This is a genomic window from Pseudocolwellia agarivorans (assembly GCF_002000085.1).
Lineage (GTDB): Bacteria > Pseudomonadota > Gammaproteobacteria > Enterobacterales > Alteromonadaceae > Pseudocolwellia > Pseudocolwellia agarivorans.
In genome coordinates, this window is sequence record NZ_MUZU01000001.1 from 489,473 (window position 1) to 508,089 (window position 18,617).

Below are 18,617 nucleotides of genomic sequence, written 5' to 3' on the forward strand. Positions count from 1 at the left end.
AATGAAATTAACAAAGCCACTAAAGGCTTTAATGGTAATCCCCCCGGATTCAAGTTAATTCATTTATGTAAATAGGAGTTCATGATATGAAAAAAAGAGCCCCCTTAAGTGACTCACCTGAATGGACTTTTGACCTATTAGGTGAATACCAAACAGAAATTGAACGTGTGGCTAAGCATTACCGGTTAGATACTTATACTAATCAAATTGAAGTAATAACCGCTGAACAAATGATGGACGCCTATGCGGGTGTAGGTATGCCTATTGGCTATAATCACTGGACCTTCGGCAAAAAGTTTATTCAAACAGAACAAACCTACCGAAGAGGCAGAATGGGATTAGCCTACGAAATTGTGATTAATTCAGATCCATGTATTTCTTACCTTATGGAAGAAAACTCAATGACCATGCAAGCCCTTGTTATGGCGCATGCTTGTTACGGACATAATTCTTTTTTTAAAGGTAATTACCTCTTTAAATCTTGGACTGACGCCAGCTCAATTATTGATTACTTATTGTTTGCTAAAAACTATATTGCAGACTGTGAAAATAAATATGGTATTAGTGAAGTAGAATCCACATTAGACGCTTGTCATGCGCTAATGAATCATGGTGTAGACAGATACAAACGGCCACAAAAAATATCGTTAGAAGAAGAGCTAAAACGCCAAAAATCGAGAGAAGAATACTTACAATCACAGGTCAATAACTTATGGAGAACGGTACCCGAAAGTGAAGAAGTAAAAAATAAGCCTAAACCTCGTTTTCCGTCAGAGCCACAAGAAAACATTTTATATTTTATCGAAAAAAATGCGCCCCTACTAAAACCTTGGCAACGAGAAATAGTAAGAATTGTTCGTAAAATATCACAATATTTTTACCCTCAAAAACAAACTCAAGTAATGAATGAAGGTTGGGCGTGTTTCTGGCATTACACTATTTTGAATCACTTATACGATGAAGGATTAGTCACCGATAAATTTATGCTCGAATTTCTTCATAACCATACCAATGTGGTTGCTCAACCTGAATATAACAGCCCTTATTATTCAGGCATAAATCCGTATGCTTTAGGTTTTAATATGTTTATTGATATAAAAAGAATATGCGAGCACCCAACAGAAGAAGATAAGCAATGGTTTCCTGAATTTGCAGGCAGTAATTGGCTCGACACGTTACATTTTGCGATGGAAAACTTTAAAGACGAAAGCTTTATTAGCCAATATTTATCGCCTAAATTAATGCGCGACTTTAAGCTATTTCATATTCATGATAACGATTCAAACAATTTTTTAGAAGTAAGCGCTATTCATAACGAACAGGGTTATCAAAAAATACGAACCGCATTGTCTAACCAATACAACCTAAGTAATAAAGAAACCAATATTCAAATTATTGATGCAAAGGTTAATGGCGATAGATCGTTAACGTTAAAATACACTCCACATCAAAAAATTCCTTTGGGGGATTCAAAAGATGAAGTAATAAAGCATTTATTTTATTTATGGCAATTTGAAGTAAAAATAATGCAAGAAGATGAGCAAGGTAACCAAAAGATATTGGCAAGTTGCCCAATTAAAACAACAGAAGAAGTGCCATAAGTTTATTTCAGATCAAAAAAGGTAGCTAATAATAGCTACCTTTTTTTAATCATTTTTAACAAAAACGTAAACTTATTTTACCAGTTCTTTCAACATTTCGTCTTTTAACTCTAACCAAAGCTTACCTGATTCCACACCATAATCACGTGTTACAAAAACCGCCTGATCAAACTTTCCTTCGTTAGCCAATTCAATCAAGTTTTCATAATACTGACGAGAAATTTCACGACCTTTAGGATGAGAGAAATACAAGCTACCTAATCGAGAATACAAGCCTTTAAAGCCATTTAATATTAATAAATAGATAGAATTACCAGAAGCAACAACAAGCTCTTTATGAATGTTATAATCAAATTCAGCAAAAGAGACACCGTCATCAGTAATATTTTTATAACCGCTTAATATTTCAATAACTTGCGACGGACTGTTTTTCAAAGCTCCACGAATATATATTGCACTGATGTTCGTTCGAGCCGATAATAAATTATCAACTAAATCAGGAATACCTTCTTGATCTAATTGTGCTAATGTTTCTAAAATATTTAAACTTGAGGTTTCCCAAAAGTTATTTACTTTAGTGGGCTTACCGTGTTGAATGGTTAGCCAACCATCTCGCGCTAAACGTTGTAAAACTTCACGTAACGTAGTGCGTGTAACACCGATAAGTTCAGACAATTCACGTTCAGCTGGTAAAATAGAACCAGGAGGAAAGCCACCATTCCATATAGACTCTACAATGTATTGCTCAGCAAAGCCTGCTGGACTATGCGCTTTAATAACCATAAATCACCAATCACTTAATATTTTTATTATTTATTGTACTGATTGTACCAGAACAGTGTATAGGCACAAGCTGATATAAAACCGCTTTACTGATTATTTACAAGCGTCACTATACGGCTTAAACTACTTAGAGTATTAATATTTATCTCTATAATATAGAAAAATTACAATTATAAAAAATCAATAAACATCAACTTAACTTAACTTCAAAAGGTCAACTATGCAACAATCATCTATGGCTGCATTTTATAAAAACTTTTTAGGAAACTCTCCCGAGTGGTACAAGCTCGCGATAATTTCTTTTTTAGTGATAAATCCTATTATATTTTTCCTTGTCGACCCGTATACAGCAGGTTGGGCATTAGTTGTAGAGTTTATATTTACTCTGGCTATGGCATTAAAATGTTATCCGTTACAACCCGGCGGCTTACTAGCAATTGAAGCCGTAGCTATTGGCATGACATCACCTAATCAGGTTATGCATGAAATGATTGTGAATTTTGAGGTTATTCTCTTACTTATTTTCATGGTTGCTGGTATCTACTTTATGAAGAACTTACTGCTATTTTTGTTCACCAAAATAGTCACAAAAGTAACGTCCAAAGTCATGGTATCCTTTTTATTCTGTTTTTCAGGTGCTTTTTTATCAGCCTTCTTAGACGCACTAACCGTTATTGCCGTAATTATTAGTGTTGCCATTGGTTTCTACTCGGTTTACCACAAAGTTGCTTCAGGTAAAGACTCAAGTCAATCTCATGACCACAATGAAGACAACCAACTACCAGCACCTAGTCGAGACGACTTAGAGCAATTTAGAGGGTATTTACGTAACTTACTAATGCACGCAGGTGTCGGTACGGCTTTAGGTGGTGTTTGTACTATTGTTGGTGAGCCACAAAACTTAATTATAGGACAACAAGCGGGCTGGGAATTTGTAGAATTTGCCATTCGTATGTCTCCAGTAACAATCCCTGTTTTTATTGCAGGTATGCTTACCTGTATTTCTTTAGAGAAGTTTAAATTGTTTGGTTATGGTGTAAAACTACCGATTACCGTACGTACAATTTTAAATGATTATGATGTAGCTGAAAGCCAAAAACGTACTAAAAGCGATAAAATAAAACTTATTATGCAAGGTGTTATTGCCATTTGGTTAATTATTGGCTTAGCACTACATTTAGCGCCTGTTGGCTTAATTGGCCTTACGGTAATTATTTTAGCAACCACCTTCACCGGTATTACAGAAGAGCACCAAATTGGGCACGCTTTTGAAGAAGCACTTCCCTTTACCGCGTTACTTGCTGTATTTTTTGCTGTAGTTGCTGTAATTATTGACCAACAATTATTTACCCCTGTAATTAATTGGGTACTAACTTACGAAGGTAATATGCAACTTGTCATGTTCTACTTGGCAAATGGTTTACTTTCAATGGTGAGCGACAACGTATTTGTTGGTACGGTTTACATTACTGAAATTCAAAAAGCATTGGCTGCTGGACAAATTACGCGCGACCAATTTGACTTATTAGCGGTAGCCATTAACACAGGTACTAACTTACCTAGTGTAGCAACACCTAATGGTCAAGCTGCTTTCTTATTCTTACTAACCTCTGCAATTGCTCCGTTAGTACGTTTGTCTTACGGTAGAATGGTTATTATGGCGCTACCTTATACAATCGTGTTAACACTGGTAGGTTTAATCGCTATTTCATCAGGTTATTTAGCGGATAGAACGGTTGAAATGTATGAAGCTGGAACAATTCAACATCATTCTGCAACTTCATCTCATAGTGCACCTGCAGCACATTAAGAGATAATAAAATTGTGTTACATATTTCAAAGCGCCAATTATGGCGCTTTTTATTGAGTTAAGATAATGTAGCATTATCAATAGTTATAAGGTTTTACTGTGGAATTTATAAGTAATTTAGTGACCAATTCTCGAGCTTGGTTTTTATTAACAATAAGTGCATTAGGGCTAGAGATTGCCGCATTGTATTTTCAATATGTACTCGGCTTAGCTCCTTGTATTATGTGTATTTATCAACGAACCGCACTTTGGGGAATATTTGCGGCGGGTATTGTTGGAATGTTAGGTAATAAATCAATGCCTCTTCGATTATTATCTTACATACTATGGGGGATCAGCTCTGTTTGGGGATTACTGATTGCCATTGAACATGTTGATATACAAACCTCAGAATTTTCATTTATGTATGTTTGTGAAATTGTACCTAATTTTCCACAGTGGGCACCTTTACATGAATGGTTACCTTTATTGTTTGAAGCTACGGGCGATTGTGGTGAAATTAATTGGCAATTTTTTAACTTTACTATGCCGCAAATGATGATTGTTGTTTTTGGCATATACAGCGCTATTTTAGCTGTAACATTACTCATAAGAATATTCACCAATAAAACAATTTAATTTTTAAATAAAAATCACAGCCAATAAAAATGAGCCTCTATGGCTCATTTTTTTATTTACATCTCAAAGTACTACAGCCATATATCTTTCATAATTCTGAAACTTTACTATAACCAAACAGTCATATTTTCTCACCAGAACTGTCATAAACCCTCATCATAATGCCCCCATTAAAAACTATAATTTTTTATCTAAGGGCAAGTCATGAATCTTAAACCAATAAAAAGTGCTATCGCACTTGCAGTTTTATCTACGTTATCTGTAAATGCAGCCGCTGAAACAGACTCATCAATGGAAGAAGTCTCTGTTGTTGTAAAAAAATTAACCCGTGCTAATCACGTTATTGATAGCTCAATGACCAAACAAGTGCCAAATATTACCAGTGTTATTGGTGTAATGAACAAGTTACCGGGTATTAGTATCAATGAAGGTGATGCTTTTGGTGGTGACGATTGGTCTACTTCAATTACTATGCGTGGCTTTAGTATTGATGGCAACCAACAACAATTAGGTATGACTATCGACGGTATTCCAAACGGTGGTTCAAACTATGGCGGTGGCGCAAAAGCAAACCGTTATTTAGATACTGAAAACATGGAAACCGTAGAAGTTTCTCAAGGGACTTCAGACATTTCATCAGCTTCGTTAGAAGCATTAGGTGGCACATTTAACTTTGTTAGTTCACAGCCATTAATGTCTCAAGAAACTAAAATAGCTTACACACAAGGCGACCATAATGCATCTCGTTACTTTGTAAGACACGATACAGGTGAGATTTTTGGTAACACTACTGCTTACGCAAGTTACTCGCAAACATCGACAAGTCGTTGGGTTGGCGAAGGCTCTAACGGTGGTTCAGAAAGACAACATGCTGAAGTTAAATTTGTAACCGATTTAGGCCAATTAAACATTACAGGTCGTTTATCTTACGACGATGCTGACGAAGACAACTACAACTCAGTAACGCGTGAACAATTTGATGCAACACCTGATTGGGATCGTTTAACATGGAATTGGACAGGCGTTCCTCATATTGATCAATACTTTGCTGAAGGTTGGTCAACACTACGTGAAAACACCTTAGGTTATGTTAAATTTGAATACGATATTGATTCAACAATGGCATTCCAAGTAACACCTTACTTTCATAAAAACTCAGGTCGTGGTGATTGGATCCCTCCTTACTTAGCATCACCTGTTGACACAAATGGTAATCCAACCAATAAAGGTGGTGAAAACAGTGGAAATGTTACGTTTACAGATGCATTAGGTAACCCATTAACAAAAATTGAAGGCTGTTCTGCAACACACCCATTTCCTTATAATTCAGGCCCAGCATATCATGAAGACTGTTTTGCTGACGGTGCAGTACCGGTTATGTCTTACCGCCATACACACTATGAAAAACAACGTACAGGTTTAACAGCTAACTTCGACCTCACTATCGCTAATAACGATATTTCAATGGGGTTATGGATGGAAAAAACTGATCGTGACGAGTCTCGCGATTGGCATAAAGTGATAGATGCTCGTACTTATCATCACTTTGATAGCGCACCTTACTGGATCCAATATGATAATGAGTTTACTACTGATACATTAAAACTTTACGTTGAAGATACCATATCGTTTGACGATTTCACTTTAAACATTGGCGCTCAAAAGTACATGGTTGACGTAGAAAAGTTTGATAAGTTTGTTAACCAAGTTACCGGTAAAGTAGACAGTGATTCAGATGTTTTATTCAGCATTGGTGGTATTTACCAAGTTAATGACGAAATTGAATTATTTGCTGGTTTTAGCGAAAACTTCTCAGCAATTAAAGACGGCGTTTTAGAAAGAGATTCATCTTCTCTTACTCAAATTGAGCCTGAAACTGCTGAAAATATGGAATTAGGTTTACGCTACAATACGCAAGATATTCAATTTTCTGCAACGTATTACCAAATTGACTTTGAAAACAGAATTACTTTCATTGCACCAGGTAGCGATACAGGCGGTATTGACTACACCATAGGTACAAACGGTTCATACTTAAACGTAGGTGGTATTGAGTCTAACGGGTTTGAATTAAGCCTAAATTACCGAATTAACGATAACTTATCAGTATATTCTTCTTACACGAATAACGATTCTACTTATGTAGGTAATGCTGTTGGATTTGAATCGGGTCAGAAAGTTGTTGATTCTGTAGACGATATGTTTGTAGTTGCAGCAGACTACACACAAGGCGACTTATACGCAGGCGCATCCGTAAAATACACTGGCGACCGCGGTGCAGCTGACTCGTACACTATATTTGATTTAAATGCAGGCTACAGTGCACAAATACAAAACAGCCCATTTAAAACAATAGATATTGCTTTTGTAGTTAGTAATGTAACCGATGAAGATTACCTTTCTACAGGCACAGGCAATGGTACAACCTTCTTTATTGGTGCACCACGTACAGCAACTATTACGTTTACTACTAGCTTTTAATCGATAAAGTTCAACACGATTAATTCAGCAGTAATACGACTTTACATGTTACTAGGCAAGACATTGCCTAGTAACATTTTTGTTTCTAATAACCTATTTAACCTGAGTTCGGTTTAAGATATTGTTAACTCCTTGAAAAGTAATAACTAAAAACTCGATTCGCTTCTAGCTTGATAGTTTTACTTAATTCAAGGCAAATTTACGCGTCAATAGCTGGCCTATTGCAAGTGAATTTAACGCAGAAGTTAGTAAAAGTAGCTGCTAGGAGAACATTTATTAAGCCGAACTCAGGTTATTTACTATTAAACCCACGAGTAGCACATGTTCAAATTTATATATTCCTTCATATTCACTACGGTAATAATAACTTCGCAAGCCTTTGCAGAATCATCACACCCTCAACAACTTGCAACACAAAAAATTCTATTTGGCTCATGTAGCCATCAAGATAAGGCTATGCCTATTTTAAATGCCATCAACAAAGAAAAAGCAGATCTCTTTATTTTTTTAGGGGATAACGTTTATGGCGACACTGAAAACATGTCACATCTCGCCAATAAATATACTTTATTAGGTAATAACGCAGGCATAAAAACACTATTAGAAAACACACCCGCTATCGCTATTTGGGACGACCATGATTACGGTGAGAATGACGCAGGCGGTGAATACCCACAAAAAGAAGCCTCAAGAAAACTTATGTTAGATTTTTGGAACGAACCAAAGAACTCTGCCCGTTATACCCGCAAAGACGGTATTTATACCTCGTACATGTATGGAGAAAACAATCAAAAAGTTCACGTAATTATGCCTGACTTACGCTGGAATAGAGAGAAACTCAACTCTGTAGGCAAAGAAAAGTATTTTACTGAACGTAAACCTAAAAATATGGGTCCTTACTCCCCATCTAAAAATCCAACAGCTTCTATGTTAGGCGAAACGCAATGGCAATGGTTAGAAGCTGAGTTACAAAAACCCGCAAAAATTAAAGTTATCGCTTCAAGTTTACAGCTATTACCTGAATTTACTGGATGGGAATCGTGGGCAAACTTCCCTCATGATCGTAATCGATTAATGTCGTTAATTAAAAAACACAAAATTAATGGCGTTATTATTATCAGTGGCGATACTCATTGGGGAGAATTATCAAAAGTAACAAACGATCTTGACTACCCTTTATGGGAAGTAACAAGCTCAGGTTTAACAGAAGAATGGAAAGAAGTTAGCCCGAATAAACACCGCGTGGGGAAATATACTCACAAAGTTAATTACGGCGAATTATTGATTAATTGGCAGCAAACCGACCCAACTATCACACTCAGCTTAAAAGATGTTAAAGGCGATATTTTTACGCAGCAAACTTTAACAATTTCAGAAATATCACCTTATAAAAAAAATCATTAATAAGCCACAGCTCTTTTCATAAAGCCTAGTGTAAAATACGCTAGGCTCTTCAGGATAACATAATACGTTTACTAAAAACGCCCTGATAAAACCTCCCCTTCACTCGCTATATCTTTATTTATCTAACAAAAATCACAAAAAATAAAACACTTAATTAGATTAAAAAACAAAGCATTATAATTTCATATCGCCCTTAACAATCCAAAACCTAGCTTTAATACTGAATTATGATAATCTAAAGAACACAAAACAAGTTAACAATAAATAGTTAACAATACACAAAGAGATTGAATTAGAAAATATTTACACTACGTTTCCCTATAAAAAAACATATAAAAAAACATATAAAATAAAAACAACTAACGGTAAGAAGATACAATGAGTTTAAACATAAAGAAAAAACATCTGGTACATTGTACCCAAGCAGCTTTATTTACAATCGCTCTCGCCAGTTGTGGTGGCGGTGATGGTAGTGATACAACTACAAAACCACCTATTGAAACACCTCCGGCAGTAGATACAACACCAAACAATTATAACTTTGTTGACCAAACCAACCTTGCAAACAGCATTGAAGTTATTTCAAACGAAATAACGGTTTCTGGTATTAACAGCAACACTACCATTTCTATTACTGGCGGTGAATATTCTATTAATGATGGGGCTTATACATCTGCTGCTGGTACAGTTAGCAACAACCAAAAAGTAAGAGTTAAGGCATTAAGTTCAGCAACCTCTGCTACCACAGTAAATGCCGTATTAACGATTGGCGGCGTGTCTGGCACTTTCTCTATAACCACTGCAGAAGCCGTAGTTGTTATTCCTCCATCAGGCATTCAAGTTGATATTAATTTTGACACTAAGCACAGCGTGGGTGGAATCGAAACTTTTGACCGTCAAAAGTTTATAACCATACATTCATCACCCTCAGAAAACGATTGGGGAGAAAACGATGGGCAATCAAGAAATGCTCCCAATGAAGACCCCGATTTAATGGTTAACTTTGTTACCGATAATGATGTTTATTTTGGGCGTGTAACTGGCTCTATCAGCTGGGCATTACGTAATGTTAATGAAGATCCTACAAAAACAGGATTTGTTGATGAAGCAAGCGCAACTAAAGCCGGTGGAAATTTTCGTTGGACTTATGCCAACTCTACGGCTAAAAAGCATGTTGATGCACGCCTTCCACAAATTAAAGCACGCGCGCTTGATATGATACAAGGTGCTCAACAACACCCTTATTGGCCTGAAGGTACAAATATTAATGCATTAACGGGTAATGCATGGTCATTTTCTCAAACAAATACTCAAGCAGAGCCATTAGGTACAGCAACGGGCCACTTTATATCTCAATATTTATCAAAATTTTTCAAAAATAATGATACTGATACTTGGGAAACCAAACCTAAATATTTTGAGGTTATGAATGAGCCACTTTATGACTTAACAACCGTTCGCAATCCAAATGATGCTAATTATGTAACACCATTAGCAGCATTTAAATTCCATAACACCATCAAAGCTGAAGTGCGTAAAGTTGCTGAAAATAATGACATTCAAGTAGGTGGTTACACAGTCGCCTTCCCTGATTTTGATAAAGACAACTTCCAACGCTGGGAAGACCGAGATAAATTATTTATCGACACCTCAGGCGCTGAAATGGATTTTTATTCAATCCATTTATATGACTTCCCTTGTCTGGGCAATACCGAAAAATATCGCTCTGGCAGTAATATGGAAGCAACTATGGATATGATGGAAAACTATAGCCGTATTGCCATAGGTGAAATGAAACCTTATGTTATTTCAGAATATGGCGCAGCAAGTCATTGTGAAAGAAGCCTTGGTTGGACGCCGAAAAAAGACACCTTAGTTATGCGTGCCACCAATAAAATGTTAATGAGCTTTTTAGAACGCCCTGATGTGATCGCTAAAACCATTCCATTTATTGTGGTAAAAGCAGAATGGGGTAGAACCACACAAAATGGTGTTTCAATTCCTTACGGCCCACGTTTAATGGTACAAAAGTTTGAACGTACTGGAGTTACTACTGAAACTGAATGGGTTTATTCTGATATAGCATTATTTTATAACCTATGGGCAGAAGTTAATGGTACTCGAGTTGATACTTGGTCTTCTGATTTAGATATTCAAGTTGATGCTTATGTTGACGGGGATGATGCTTATATAATTTTAAACAACTTAGAGTTTGATGAAGCTGACGTTAACTTAAACGCCTTTGGTATCGACACAGCTAATATCAGCGCTGTAAATATTAAACATTTAAAAACCGACAACTGGACATCTTCACTTGAAGAAAGCAACACAAGCAGCTTACCTGATTCGGTAACACTTGATGGTGAAGGTACCATGATCATTAAAGTCACTTACAACACAGATATTACCGTTAACCAAACGAGCGAAGAAACTAAATATTATTCAAGTGATTTTAAACAAGCTATCACGGCTAATACCGCCATTACCTTTGATATCAATGATGTTGTTGTTGGTTCAAATGGTGAAGCAGTATTACGTTTAGGTATTGGACGTGACCACGGTAAGTCACTAACACCTACAGTTAGGGTAAATACTACAGAAGTTACTGTTCCTGTTGATTTTAGAGGCTATGATCAAGAAACAGGTGCCGTAAATCCTGGTCGAGATAATTACTTTGGTGTGATTGAAATTCCCGTAGCCCTTACTGCTTTGCAAGAAGACAACACGGTTACGATTCAATTCAGTGATTCAGGTGGTTTTGTTAGTACGGCAGCTTTGCAAGTATTTAATTCAAGCCAAGCCCTAACACGTACGAAATAAAATTTTGTTCTAATATAGGCTAAGATAAACCGAGACAATTAAATGTTTTGGTTTATCTTCCCACCGACTACACCGCTAGATCCTTTTTAGTGATCACTGCTTGCACTGAATTAATCCACTTAAATAACAATAAAATCGTTACTGAGGCAGCTAAAAAACTTAGCGTTAAAACATAGGTAGTGCCATCGAAAAATTGACCAATAACAATGGCAATTAATACTGACATTAGCGTAGATACAGAACCAACAATAGCAGCCCCCATACCAGCCATATTCCCTAGAGGTTCCATCGATAATGCAGTTAAATTACCAAAAGTAAGACCTAAACAAAAAAATAAAATTAACAAATAAATAGTTGTTATCCATAAAGGCGGTAAACCATCAAAAAAAAGAGAAGTAACAAAAAACACAATTGACGATACGGCTAATAGCGATAAAGAAATCGATGCTATTTTTAACATGCCATGCTTAACAACATGTTTACCATTAACAAACGAAGCAATACCTAAAACAAAAGCAATACCTGCAAAATATAGAGGAAAATATTCACCTAACGCATAAGAAAATTGTAGTAATTGCTGCGAAGAACCCAGAAAGAAAACAAAAGGTCCTGTAATAAAACCTGAAGCAACAACATAACCAATAATTTTACGATCAGTAAAAATGATATGGAAAGACTGCTTTACCCTTAACCAAGTAAAATCGGTTCTGTCTGCAACCGCTAAAGTTTCTCCTTGCCTGATTAAATACCAAAATAATGAAATTAAACCAACAAGCCCAGTAAAAATAAAAATAGCTTGCCAATTAAATAACGTTAGTATCGATTGCCCAATAATAGGCGCCAGCATAGGCACTAATATAAAGATCATCATAATAAAAGACATCACTTTAGCCATGCGTCTTCCACTATATAAATCTCGTACAATAGCGGTTGATAATACTCTAGCCACTGAAACACCAAAGCCCTGTAAAAATCGGCTAAACAGCATGGTGTCGTAATCTCTCGCTATAATAGCTAACAGGCTTCCTATAAAAAATATAGAGTAACCGATTAACATGCTTTTACGGCGACCTATCGAATCAGACAAAGGCCCAAATAAAAATTGTCCCAGCGCTAAACCTATAAATAAAAAACCAACCATTAGCTGATTATCATTAGGATCTTTATTCCCCATAGAATCACCTATAGCACCTAAGGCTGGTAAAATAGAATCTATCGATAAAGCAACTAATGACATAACAAGTGCCATCAAACCAACAAATTCTTTAAAGGGTAACGTGTGTTTTTGATAATGTATAAACATATGGATTACTTACCTAACATACGCGAAAGCGTAGTATCTTTATCAATAATATGATGTTTAAAGGCACCTACTACATGTAAAGCAATAGCTGCCATTAATATATAACCATTATATTCATGAGCAATATGGCCAAAATCACTCCAAAATTCACTTAATGGTACAACAACAGAAGGATCTTCAAGGCTATGATTACTTGGAAAAATTTCTAAGCCAAATATACCAAAACCATGACCACTCCCTCCGGAATATAACATTCCAAAAATAGGCATTAAAACAGTAGATACAATTAAAACCCAGTGAGTAGCACTCGCTAATACAACTTCATGTTTAGGGTAATTAGATGCGTGTTCAGGCCAACCTTTTTTTATACGCCAAACAACACGTATTAAAACAAACGCAACTAATATAACCCCTAATGATTTATGAATTTGATAATACTGATACAGCTCAAAATTAGTCATATACCAGCCCAAAGCTAGCAAACCTATAATTGAAAAAGCAATAAACCAATGAAGTACAATTGTAATTTTACTAAGGCGCTTTGTAGTAACCATTTATGTTCCTGTACGAAGATTAAAAATAAAGAATAAATTTTGATTAGTTGGATGTATTTAACAGATCCAAGGTATATTAAACAGATCATAGACAATTCACATTAAGTGATAAATAATATAAAAATGAATTCACCTTTCATAATAAGTGAACAATGAACTTACTCAAATCAATCGAAGTTTTTCAAGAAGTATGCAAACACAAAAGCTTTAGCAAAGCCGCTAACCATTTAAATTTGGTGCCTTCAGCAGTGAGTAGGCAAATAAATGAATTAGAAAAACACTTAAATACACGATTAATCAATAGAACAACACGTTCAATCAGCTTAACCAATGATGGCAGACGTTATTTGCAAAAAATGGACGTTATTACACAAAACGTTGGAGAGTTAATTTCTTTAAGTACCGACGAAAAAATAGTAAAAGATCATATCCACTTTACTGCGCCTCCTGTATTAGGTGAAAACATACTGCAAAATGCGCTAAATGAATATTCTCAAAAATACCCCAATGTTTCCTTGTCGTTAAATTTCGTCAATCGAGAAGTTAATCTTGTAGAAGAAGGTTATGATTTAGCGGTAAGAATAGGAGTATTAGAAGATTCGAACTTGATTTCTCGTCAAATTCACCTTTTCCCTCTTATTGTCGTTGCAAGCCCAAGTTATCTAAAAAAATACGGGATACCTGCTCACCCAAAAGAGTTAACAAATCATAACTGTATTATTAATACCATAATGAAAACCCCATTTAAGTGGAAGTTTATCGATGAAAAGAAAAATATATTGGTAAAAGTAAAAGGGAATTTAGAAGCAAATAACGATATTATGCTACAAAGGTTTGCTACCGCAGGATTAGGTATTTCATATATACCTGACTTTATGGCACAAGAACAAATAAACAAAGGAGAACTCGTTCAATTACTCACAGAATTTATGCCTCAACCTCTACCTATTTCAGTTGTTTACCCCAGCAGAAAACATTTAAGCACCGCTAAAAGAAAGTTTATTGATACCCTAATTGAGCATTTATCTCATCACAGGTGAGGATAATACTCTATTTTATTCATGGGCTATCACAGCAGAACTACGTTTTAACTGCTCAAGAAGTAAATCTTCGTTTTCAGTAATGTGCTTTCTTTCTAATAGATTTTGTTTTTGTTCAAGTAACGACTCCATGTGACCTTTTATAATTTTATTCAAAGACTGCTCTTGCTCTTTGGTTATACTCCCATTTTTAGCGTTTTCGCTGACCTCCTCCCTAGCAATTTCTAATAATTCCATACGAACTTCAATGCGCTTAACATCAAGATAATTGATACCTAAACTGTTATATAAAATAGCTATTTCAATTTCATCACGTTCGATTTTAACCTCAATAGGATGATCCATAATTTCATCAATATTGTTACTTAAATAATCAAATGGCTCTAACTTTTTATTGGTAATATTATTTGTTTCTAATTCAGTATTAGACTTAGCTTTAATTTGATTAAAAAGACTTCTTACTTCTTCAGGATTTATACTTGTAATTTTAGTTGAACGCCTAAGTTCATCTATCGAGTTACTCGTGGAAGACTTATTTTCAATGGCACTAGTATACGACGACGTTCCTTCGACACTCTGGTTTGATGGTTTTTGTGATAATGCTGAAAGTTGCGACAATACACTTTGCGAAGTTGTTAACGTGATAGCAGCAGACATAGTAGTTCCTTTACAGTAGGTATTTATCTGATGCTACCTGCATAAACCGAACCAAAATAAAGAGAATATCAAAGCTAATAAACTTAAGGAGGTTCAGGTTAAATAACCTGAGTTTAACTTAATAAATGTTCTTCTAGCCGCTATTTTTACTAACTTCGGCGTTAAATTCACTTGCAATAGACCAGCTATTGACGCATAAATTTGCCTTGAATTAAGTAAAAATATCAAGCTAGAAGCAAACCAAGATTTTAATATTTATTTTTCAATGAATTAACTACTTATTAAACCGAACTCAGGTTAAATAGCTATTTTTGAGGAAAGAAGTTGCCGCATAAAAAGCAATAATTGCCGTTTCTACTAAACAAATAAAATAGCAGAAAAACATATATCACACGTTTCTCTGCTATATCCGTAAAAAACTTACTTAAGTAACTTACCTTGCTGGCATTCTAATAGCGCCATCTAGGCGAATGGTTTCACCATTAAGGTATGAATTTTCAATAATATGTAACGCAAGGCGAGCAAACTCATTAGGTGCTCCCATACGTTTAGGAAATTGAATATTATTAACCAATGACTCTTGTACCTTTTCAGGCATCGCTAATAACATAGGTGTTCCCATAATCCCTGGGGCTATGGTATTTACTCTTATACCTGAAGACGCTAAATCTCTCGCCATAGGTAGAGTTAAAGCGACAATTCCACCTTTACTTGCCGCATAAGCGGTTTGCCCCATTTGCCCATCATAAGCAGCAACTGATGCGGTATTAATAATAACACCACGCTCGTTGTCGTTATTAGGTTCATTTAATGCCATTTTTTCAGCTGCCATTCGAGCAACATTAAAACTACCAATTAAATTAATATTAATGGCTAAACTAAAAGCGGATAACGCTTGCGCTTTTTTGTCGCGATCGAGTACTTTTTTAGCAGGGGCAATACCGGCACAATTAATACAAATATCTACACGGCCAAACTGAGCAATAACAGACTCAAAAGCACTTTCAACAGACGTTTCGTTGGTTACATCGGTACAAACAAACATAACTTTATCGTTACCAAATTCCGCTGAAAGTTGTGCGCCCTGCTCTTGGTTAAGATCAAAAACCGCGACTTTTATACCTGTTTTATTTAATTCTTCTAATACGGCTCTGCCTAAGCCCGATGCTCCACCCGTTACCACAGCAACTTTATTTTCAATATTCATTACTTTTCCTCGTTAATTTGAATTAGCACTACTAACCTCAATTAAATTGACTCAACCCAACCAAATTTATCTTCACAAGTACCGTATTGAATACCGGTTAAGTTGTCATAAAGTTTTGTAGCGACATCACCGGTTTCATTATTATTAATAACGTATTCTTTTCCTTTAAAGCCCAGCTTTCCTACGGGGGATATAACTGCAGCCGTACCACAACCGAATACCTCGGTTATTTTCCCGCTGGCTATATCAGCTAAAATCACGTCAATATCTAAACGCTGTTCGCTTACTTCATAGCCTAATGCTGGAGCTAGTTTCAAAATAGAATCTCGTGTAATTCCCGGTAAAATACTGCCACTGAGCTCAGGCGTTACAATATGTGCATTTTCATACACAAAACAAATGTTCATTGCGCCAACTTCTTCAATGTATTTACCTTCTACGGCGTCTAACCAAAGCACTTGCGAGTAACCTAATTTAATAACTTCTTCTGAAGCAAAAAGGCTCGCAGCATAATTACCACCTGTTTTAGCTTCGCCAACACCACCTTTTACAGCTCGACGATATTCATCAGCAACAAAAACTGAAATAGGCACTAATCCACCTTTAAAATAGCTTCCTGCTGGCCCTGCAATAATATAATGGCTATAGTTCATACTAGCCCCAAGGCCCAATTTAGCACTTGTAGCGATCATCGTTGGGCGTATATACAAGGATGAACCTTTTTGATGAGGCACCCAATCTTGATCTAAGTAAACTAACGACTTTAACGCTTCTAAATGCAAAGCTTCGTCAACCTCTGGCATTACCATACGTTTTGCTGAACGATTAAAGCGCTTTATATTTTCTTGAGGACGAAATAAATTAATACTATCGTTCACGTTTCGGTACGCCTTTAGGCCTTCAAATATTTCCTGACTATAATGTAAAACCGCAGCGGAAGGATCTAACGATAAAGGCTGATAAGGATAAATTTCTTGATTGTGCCAGCACTTATCTGGGGTATATTGCTGCATAAACATATGATCAGAGAAGGTTTCACCAAAACTATATTCAGCTGGGCAAGTACCACGTTCATTTGGATGTTTTGAATTTATTGTAATTGTCATTTACTTCTCTTTATATTTTCTATTTTATGTCTGATTTATTAACGCTTATTAATCTTTTAAGATATCTCTAGCGATGATCACTCGCTGAATTTCACTTGTACCTTCATATATAGTGGTAATTCTGACATCTCTAGCTAAGCGCTCTATCGGATATTCTTTTATGTACCCTGCCCCACCTAATAGTTGCAATGCGGTATAACAAGCATCGTTCGCTTTTTCAGATGCAAATACCTTTGCCATAGAGGCAGAAGTAGAAAATGGTAAACCATTATCTTTGTTAACAGCCGCTTGCATGATTAACAAACGAGCCGCTTCTAGTTCGGTGTATCGGTCACTTAACATCCATTGCAAACCTTGAAAGTTTGATAACGACTGACCAAATTGCTTACGCTCTTTAATATAGTCTTTAGCGTATTCAATCGCTTCAAGCCCTAAGCCTAATGCTAATGAAGCTATGCCTATACGGCCACCCGCTAGTTCAGTTACCGCTATTTTAAAACCTTGGTTTTCTTTACCTAACAAAGCAGAAGCAGAAATACGACAATTATCGAAAATCACTTGATTCGTTGAAGAGGCTTTTTGCCCCATTTTTTCTTCAGCTTTAGCAATAGTGATACCTGGAGTATCGCCATCCACTAAAAAACAACTTATGCCTTTACCTTTAGGTAAGCTAGGATCTGTTACTGCCCACACAACAAATACGCCAGCATAATCCCCTGAAGTAATAAACGTTTTAGTGCCGTTAAGCACGTATTCGTCTCCCTCTTTTACTGCTTGGGTTTTCATACCTGCAGGATCAGAACCTGCAACCGTTTCAGTTAAGCAAAAACCAGCAGCAAAACACTCACCACTACAAATTTTGGGTAAGTAATGTGATTTTTGCTCTTCGTTACCTACAGCTTGAATCACTTCAGCCACCATATTCGTTACCGATGTGGTAACTGCAGTTGAAGAACATCCTCGGGCAAGTTCAGTTATCGCTAAAGAAAAAGCAACGCTGCCAGCCTCAATACCGCCATATTGGCTATCGATATTAATGCCCATAAAACCTAATTCGCTGAGTTTTTTAATATTCGATAAAAACAGCTCTTTACCGCTTTCTTGCTCAACTAATTCAGCATTAGGTTTTAATTCAGCTTCAGCAAATTGTTTTGCTGTGTCTTGAATCATTATTTCTTCTTCATTAAATTCTATTTGCATATTTTTATCTCAAGATATTTATTACGTTAATCA

The 18,617-nt window shown here is 36.0% G+C and carries 14 protein-coding genes; 7 read left to right on the forward strand and 7 right to left on the reverse strand.

Features of this window, described 5'->3' with window-relative positions; genetic code table 11:
- Positions 1 to 86 precede the first annotated feature (86 nt).
- A complete protein-coding gene (locus B0X80_RS02115) occupies positions 87 to 1,601 on the forward strand; it encodes a SpoVR family protein (protein WP_077338163.1) in 1,515 nt (504 codons plus the stop codon).
- A 72-nt stretch (positions 1,602 to 1,673) separates the two neighbouring features.
- Here the strand turns inward: B0X80_RS02115 and fadR are convergent, their stop codons facing one another.
- A complete protein-coding gene (gene fadR, locus B0X80_RS02120; RefSeq protein WP_076418231.1) occupies positions 1,674 to 2,384 on the reverse strand; it encodes a fatty acid metabolism transcriptional regulator FadR in 711 nt (236 codons plus the stop codon).
- A 220-nt stretch (positions 2,385 to 2,604) separates the two neighbouring features.
- Between fadR and nhaB the strand changes: the two genes are divergently transcribed.
- The 5 genes from nhaB (at position 2,605) to B0X80_RS02145 (ending at position 11,517) form a co-directional block, all read left to right on the forward strand.
- Positions 2,605 to 4,194 carry a sodium/proton antiporter NhaB gene (gene nhaB, locus B0X80_RS02125; protein ID WP_077338164.1) on the forward strand — a complete coding sequence of 530 codons (1,590 nt, stop codon included), beginning with the start codon at positions 2,605 to 2,607 and terminating at the stop codon, positions 4,192 to 4,194.
- Positions 4,195 to 4,293: 99 nt separating this feature from the next.
- Positions 4,294 to 4,812, forward strand: a complete 519-nt coding sequence (gene dsbB / locus B0X80_RS02130; RefSeq protein ID WP_077338165.1) for a disulfide bond formation protein DsbB — start codon at positions 4,294 to 4,296, stop codon at positions 4,810 to 4,812.
- A 204-nt stretch (positions 4,813 to 5,016) separates the two neighbouring features.
- Positions 5,017 to 7,293, forward strand: a complete 2,277-nt coding sequence (locus tag B0X80_RS02135) for a TonB-dependent receptor domain-containing protein (protein ID WP_077338166.1) — start codon at positions 5,017 to 5,019, stop codon at positions 7,291 to 7,293.
- Between the two features lie 321 nt (positions 7,294 to 7,614).
- Positions 7,615 to 8,697, forward strand: a complete 1,083-nt coding sequence (locus tag B0X80_RS02140) for an alkaline phosphatase D family protein (RefSeq protein ID WP_077338167.1) — start codon at positions 7,615 to 7,617, stop codon at positions 8,695 to 8,697.
- 378 nt (positions 8,698 to 9,075) lie between these two features.
- Complete coding sequence (locus B0X80_RS02145; protein ID WP_077338168.1) at positions 9,076 to 11,517, forward strand: hypothetical protein; 2,442 nt, start codon at positions 9,076 to 9,078, stop codon at positions 11,515 to 11,517.
- Between the two features lie 67 nt (positions 11,518 to 11,584).
- Here B0X80_RS02145 and B0X80_RS02150 read toward each other — a convergent pair whose 3' ends face one another.
- Both B0X80_RS02150 and B0X80_RS02155 read right to left on the reverse strand, forming a co-directional pair.
- On the reverse strand, positions 11,585 to 12,820 hold the full coding sequence (locus B0X80_RS02150) for a multidrug effflux MFS transporter (protein ID WP_077338169.1): 1,236 nt from the start codon (positions 12,818 to 12,820) through the stop codon (positions 11,585 to 11,587).
- Between the two features lie 5 nt (positions 12,821 to 12,825).
- On the reverse strand, positions 12,826 to 13,374 hold the full coding sequence (locus B0X80_RS02155) for a cytochrome b (protein ID WP_077338170.1): 549 nt from the start codon (positions 13,372 to 13,374) through the stop codon (positions 12,826 to 12,828).
- 152 nt (positions 13,375 to 13,526) lie between these two features.
- On the opposite strand from B0X80_RS02155, the gene B0X80_RS02160 reads away from it, so the two are divergent.
- Positions 13,527 to 14,414 carry a LysR family transcriptional regulator gene (locus B0X80_RS02160; protein ID WP_077338171.1) on the forward strand — a complete coding sequence of 296 codons (888 nt, stop codon included), beginning with the start codon at positions 13,527 to 13,529 and terminating at the stop codon, positions 14,412 to 14,414.
- Positions 14,415 to 14,429: 15 nt separating this feature from the next.
- On the opposite strand, the gene B0X80_RS02165 is transcribed toward B0X80_RS02160, so the two are convergent.
- From B0X80_RS02165 to B0X80_RS02180, 4 genes are all read right to left on the reverse strand, one after another.
- Positions 14,430 to 15,071, reverse strand: a complete 642-nt coding sequence (locus tag B0X80_RS02165) for a hypothetical protein (RefSeq protein WP_077338172.1) — start codon at positions 15,069 to 15,071, stop codon at positions 14,430 to 14,432.
- Between the two features lie 433 nt (positions 15,072 to 15,504).
- The gene (locus B0X80_RS02170; RefSeq protein ID WP_077338173.1) at positions 15,505 to 16,278 is read right to left on the reverse strand and encodes a 3-hydroxyacyl-CoA dehydrogenase; all 774 of its coding nucleotides are present in this window, start codon (positions 16,276 to 16,278) and stop codon (positions 15,505 to 15,507) included.
- A 41-nt stretch (positions 16,279 to 16,319) separates the two neighbouring features.
- Positions 16,320 to 17,384: a branched-chain amino acid aminotransferase gene (locus tag B0X80_RS02175; protein ID WP_077338174.1), complete on the reverse strand. Its 1,065-nt coding sequence runs from the start codon at positions 17,382 to 17,384 to the stop codon at positions 16,320 to 16,322.
- A 48-nt stretch (positions 17,385 to 17,432) separates the two neighbouring features.
- The gene (locus B0X80_RS02180) at positions 17,433 to 18,584 is read right to left on the reverse strand and encodes an acyl-CoA dehydrogenase family protein (protein WP_077338175.1); all 1,152 of its coding nucleotides are present in this window, start codon (positions 18,582 to 18,584) and stop codon (positions 17,433 to 17,435) included.
- Positions 18,585 to 18,617 lie beyond the last annotated feature (33 nt).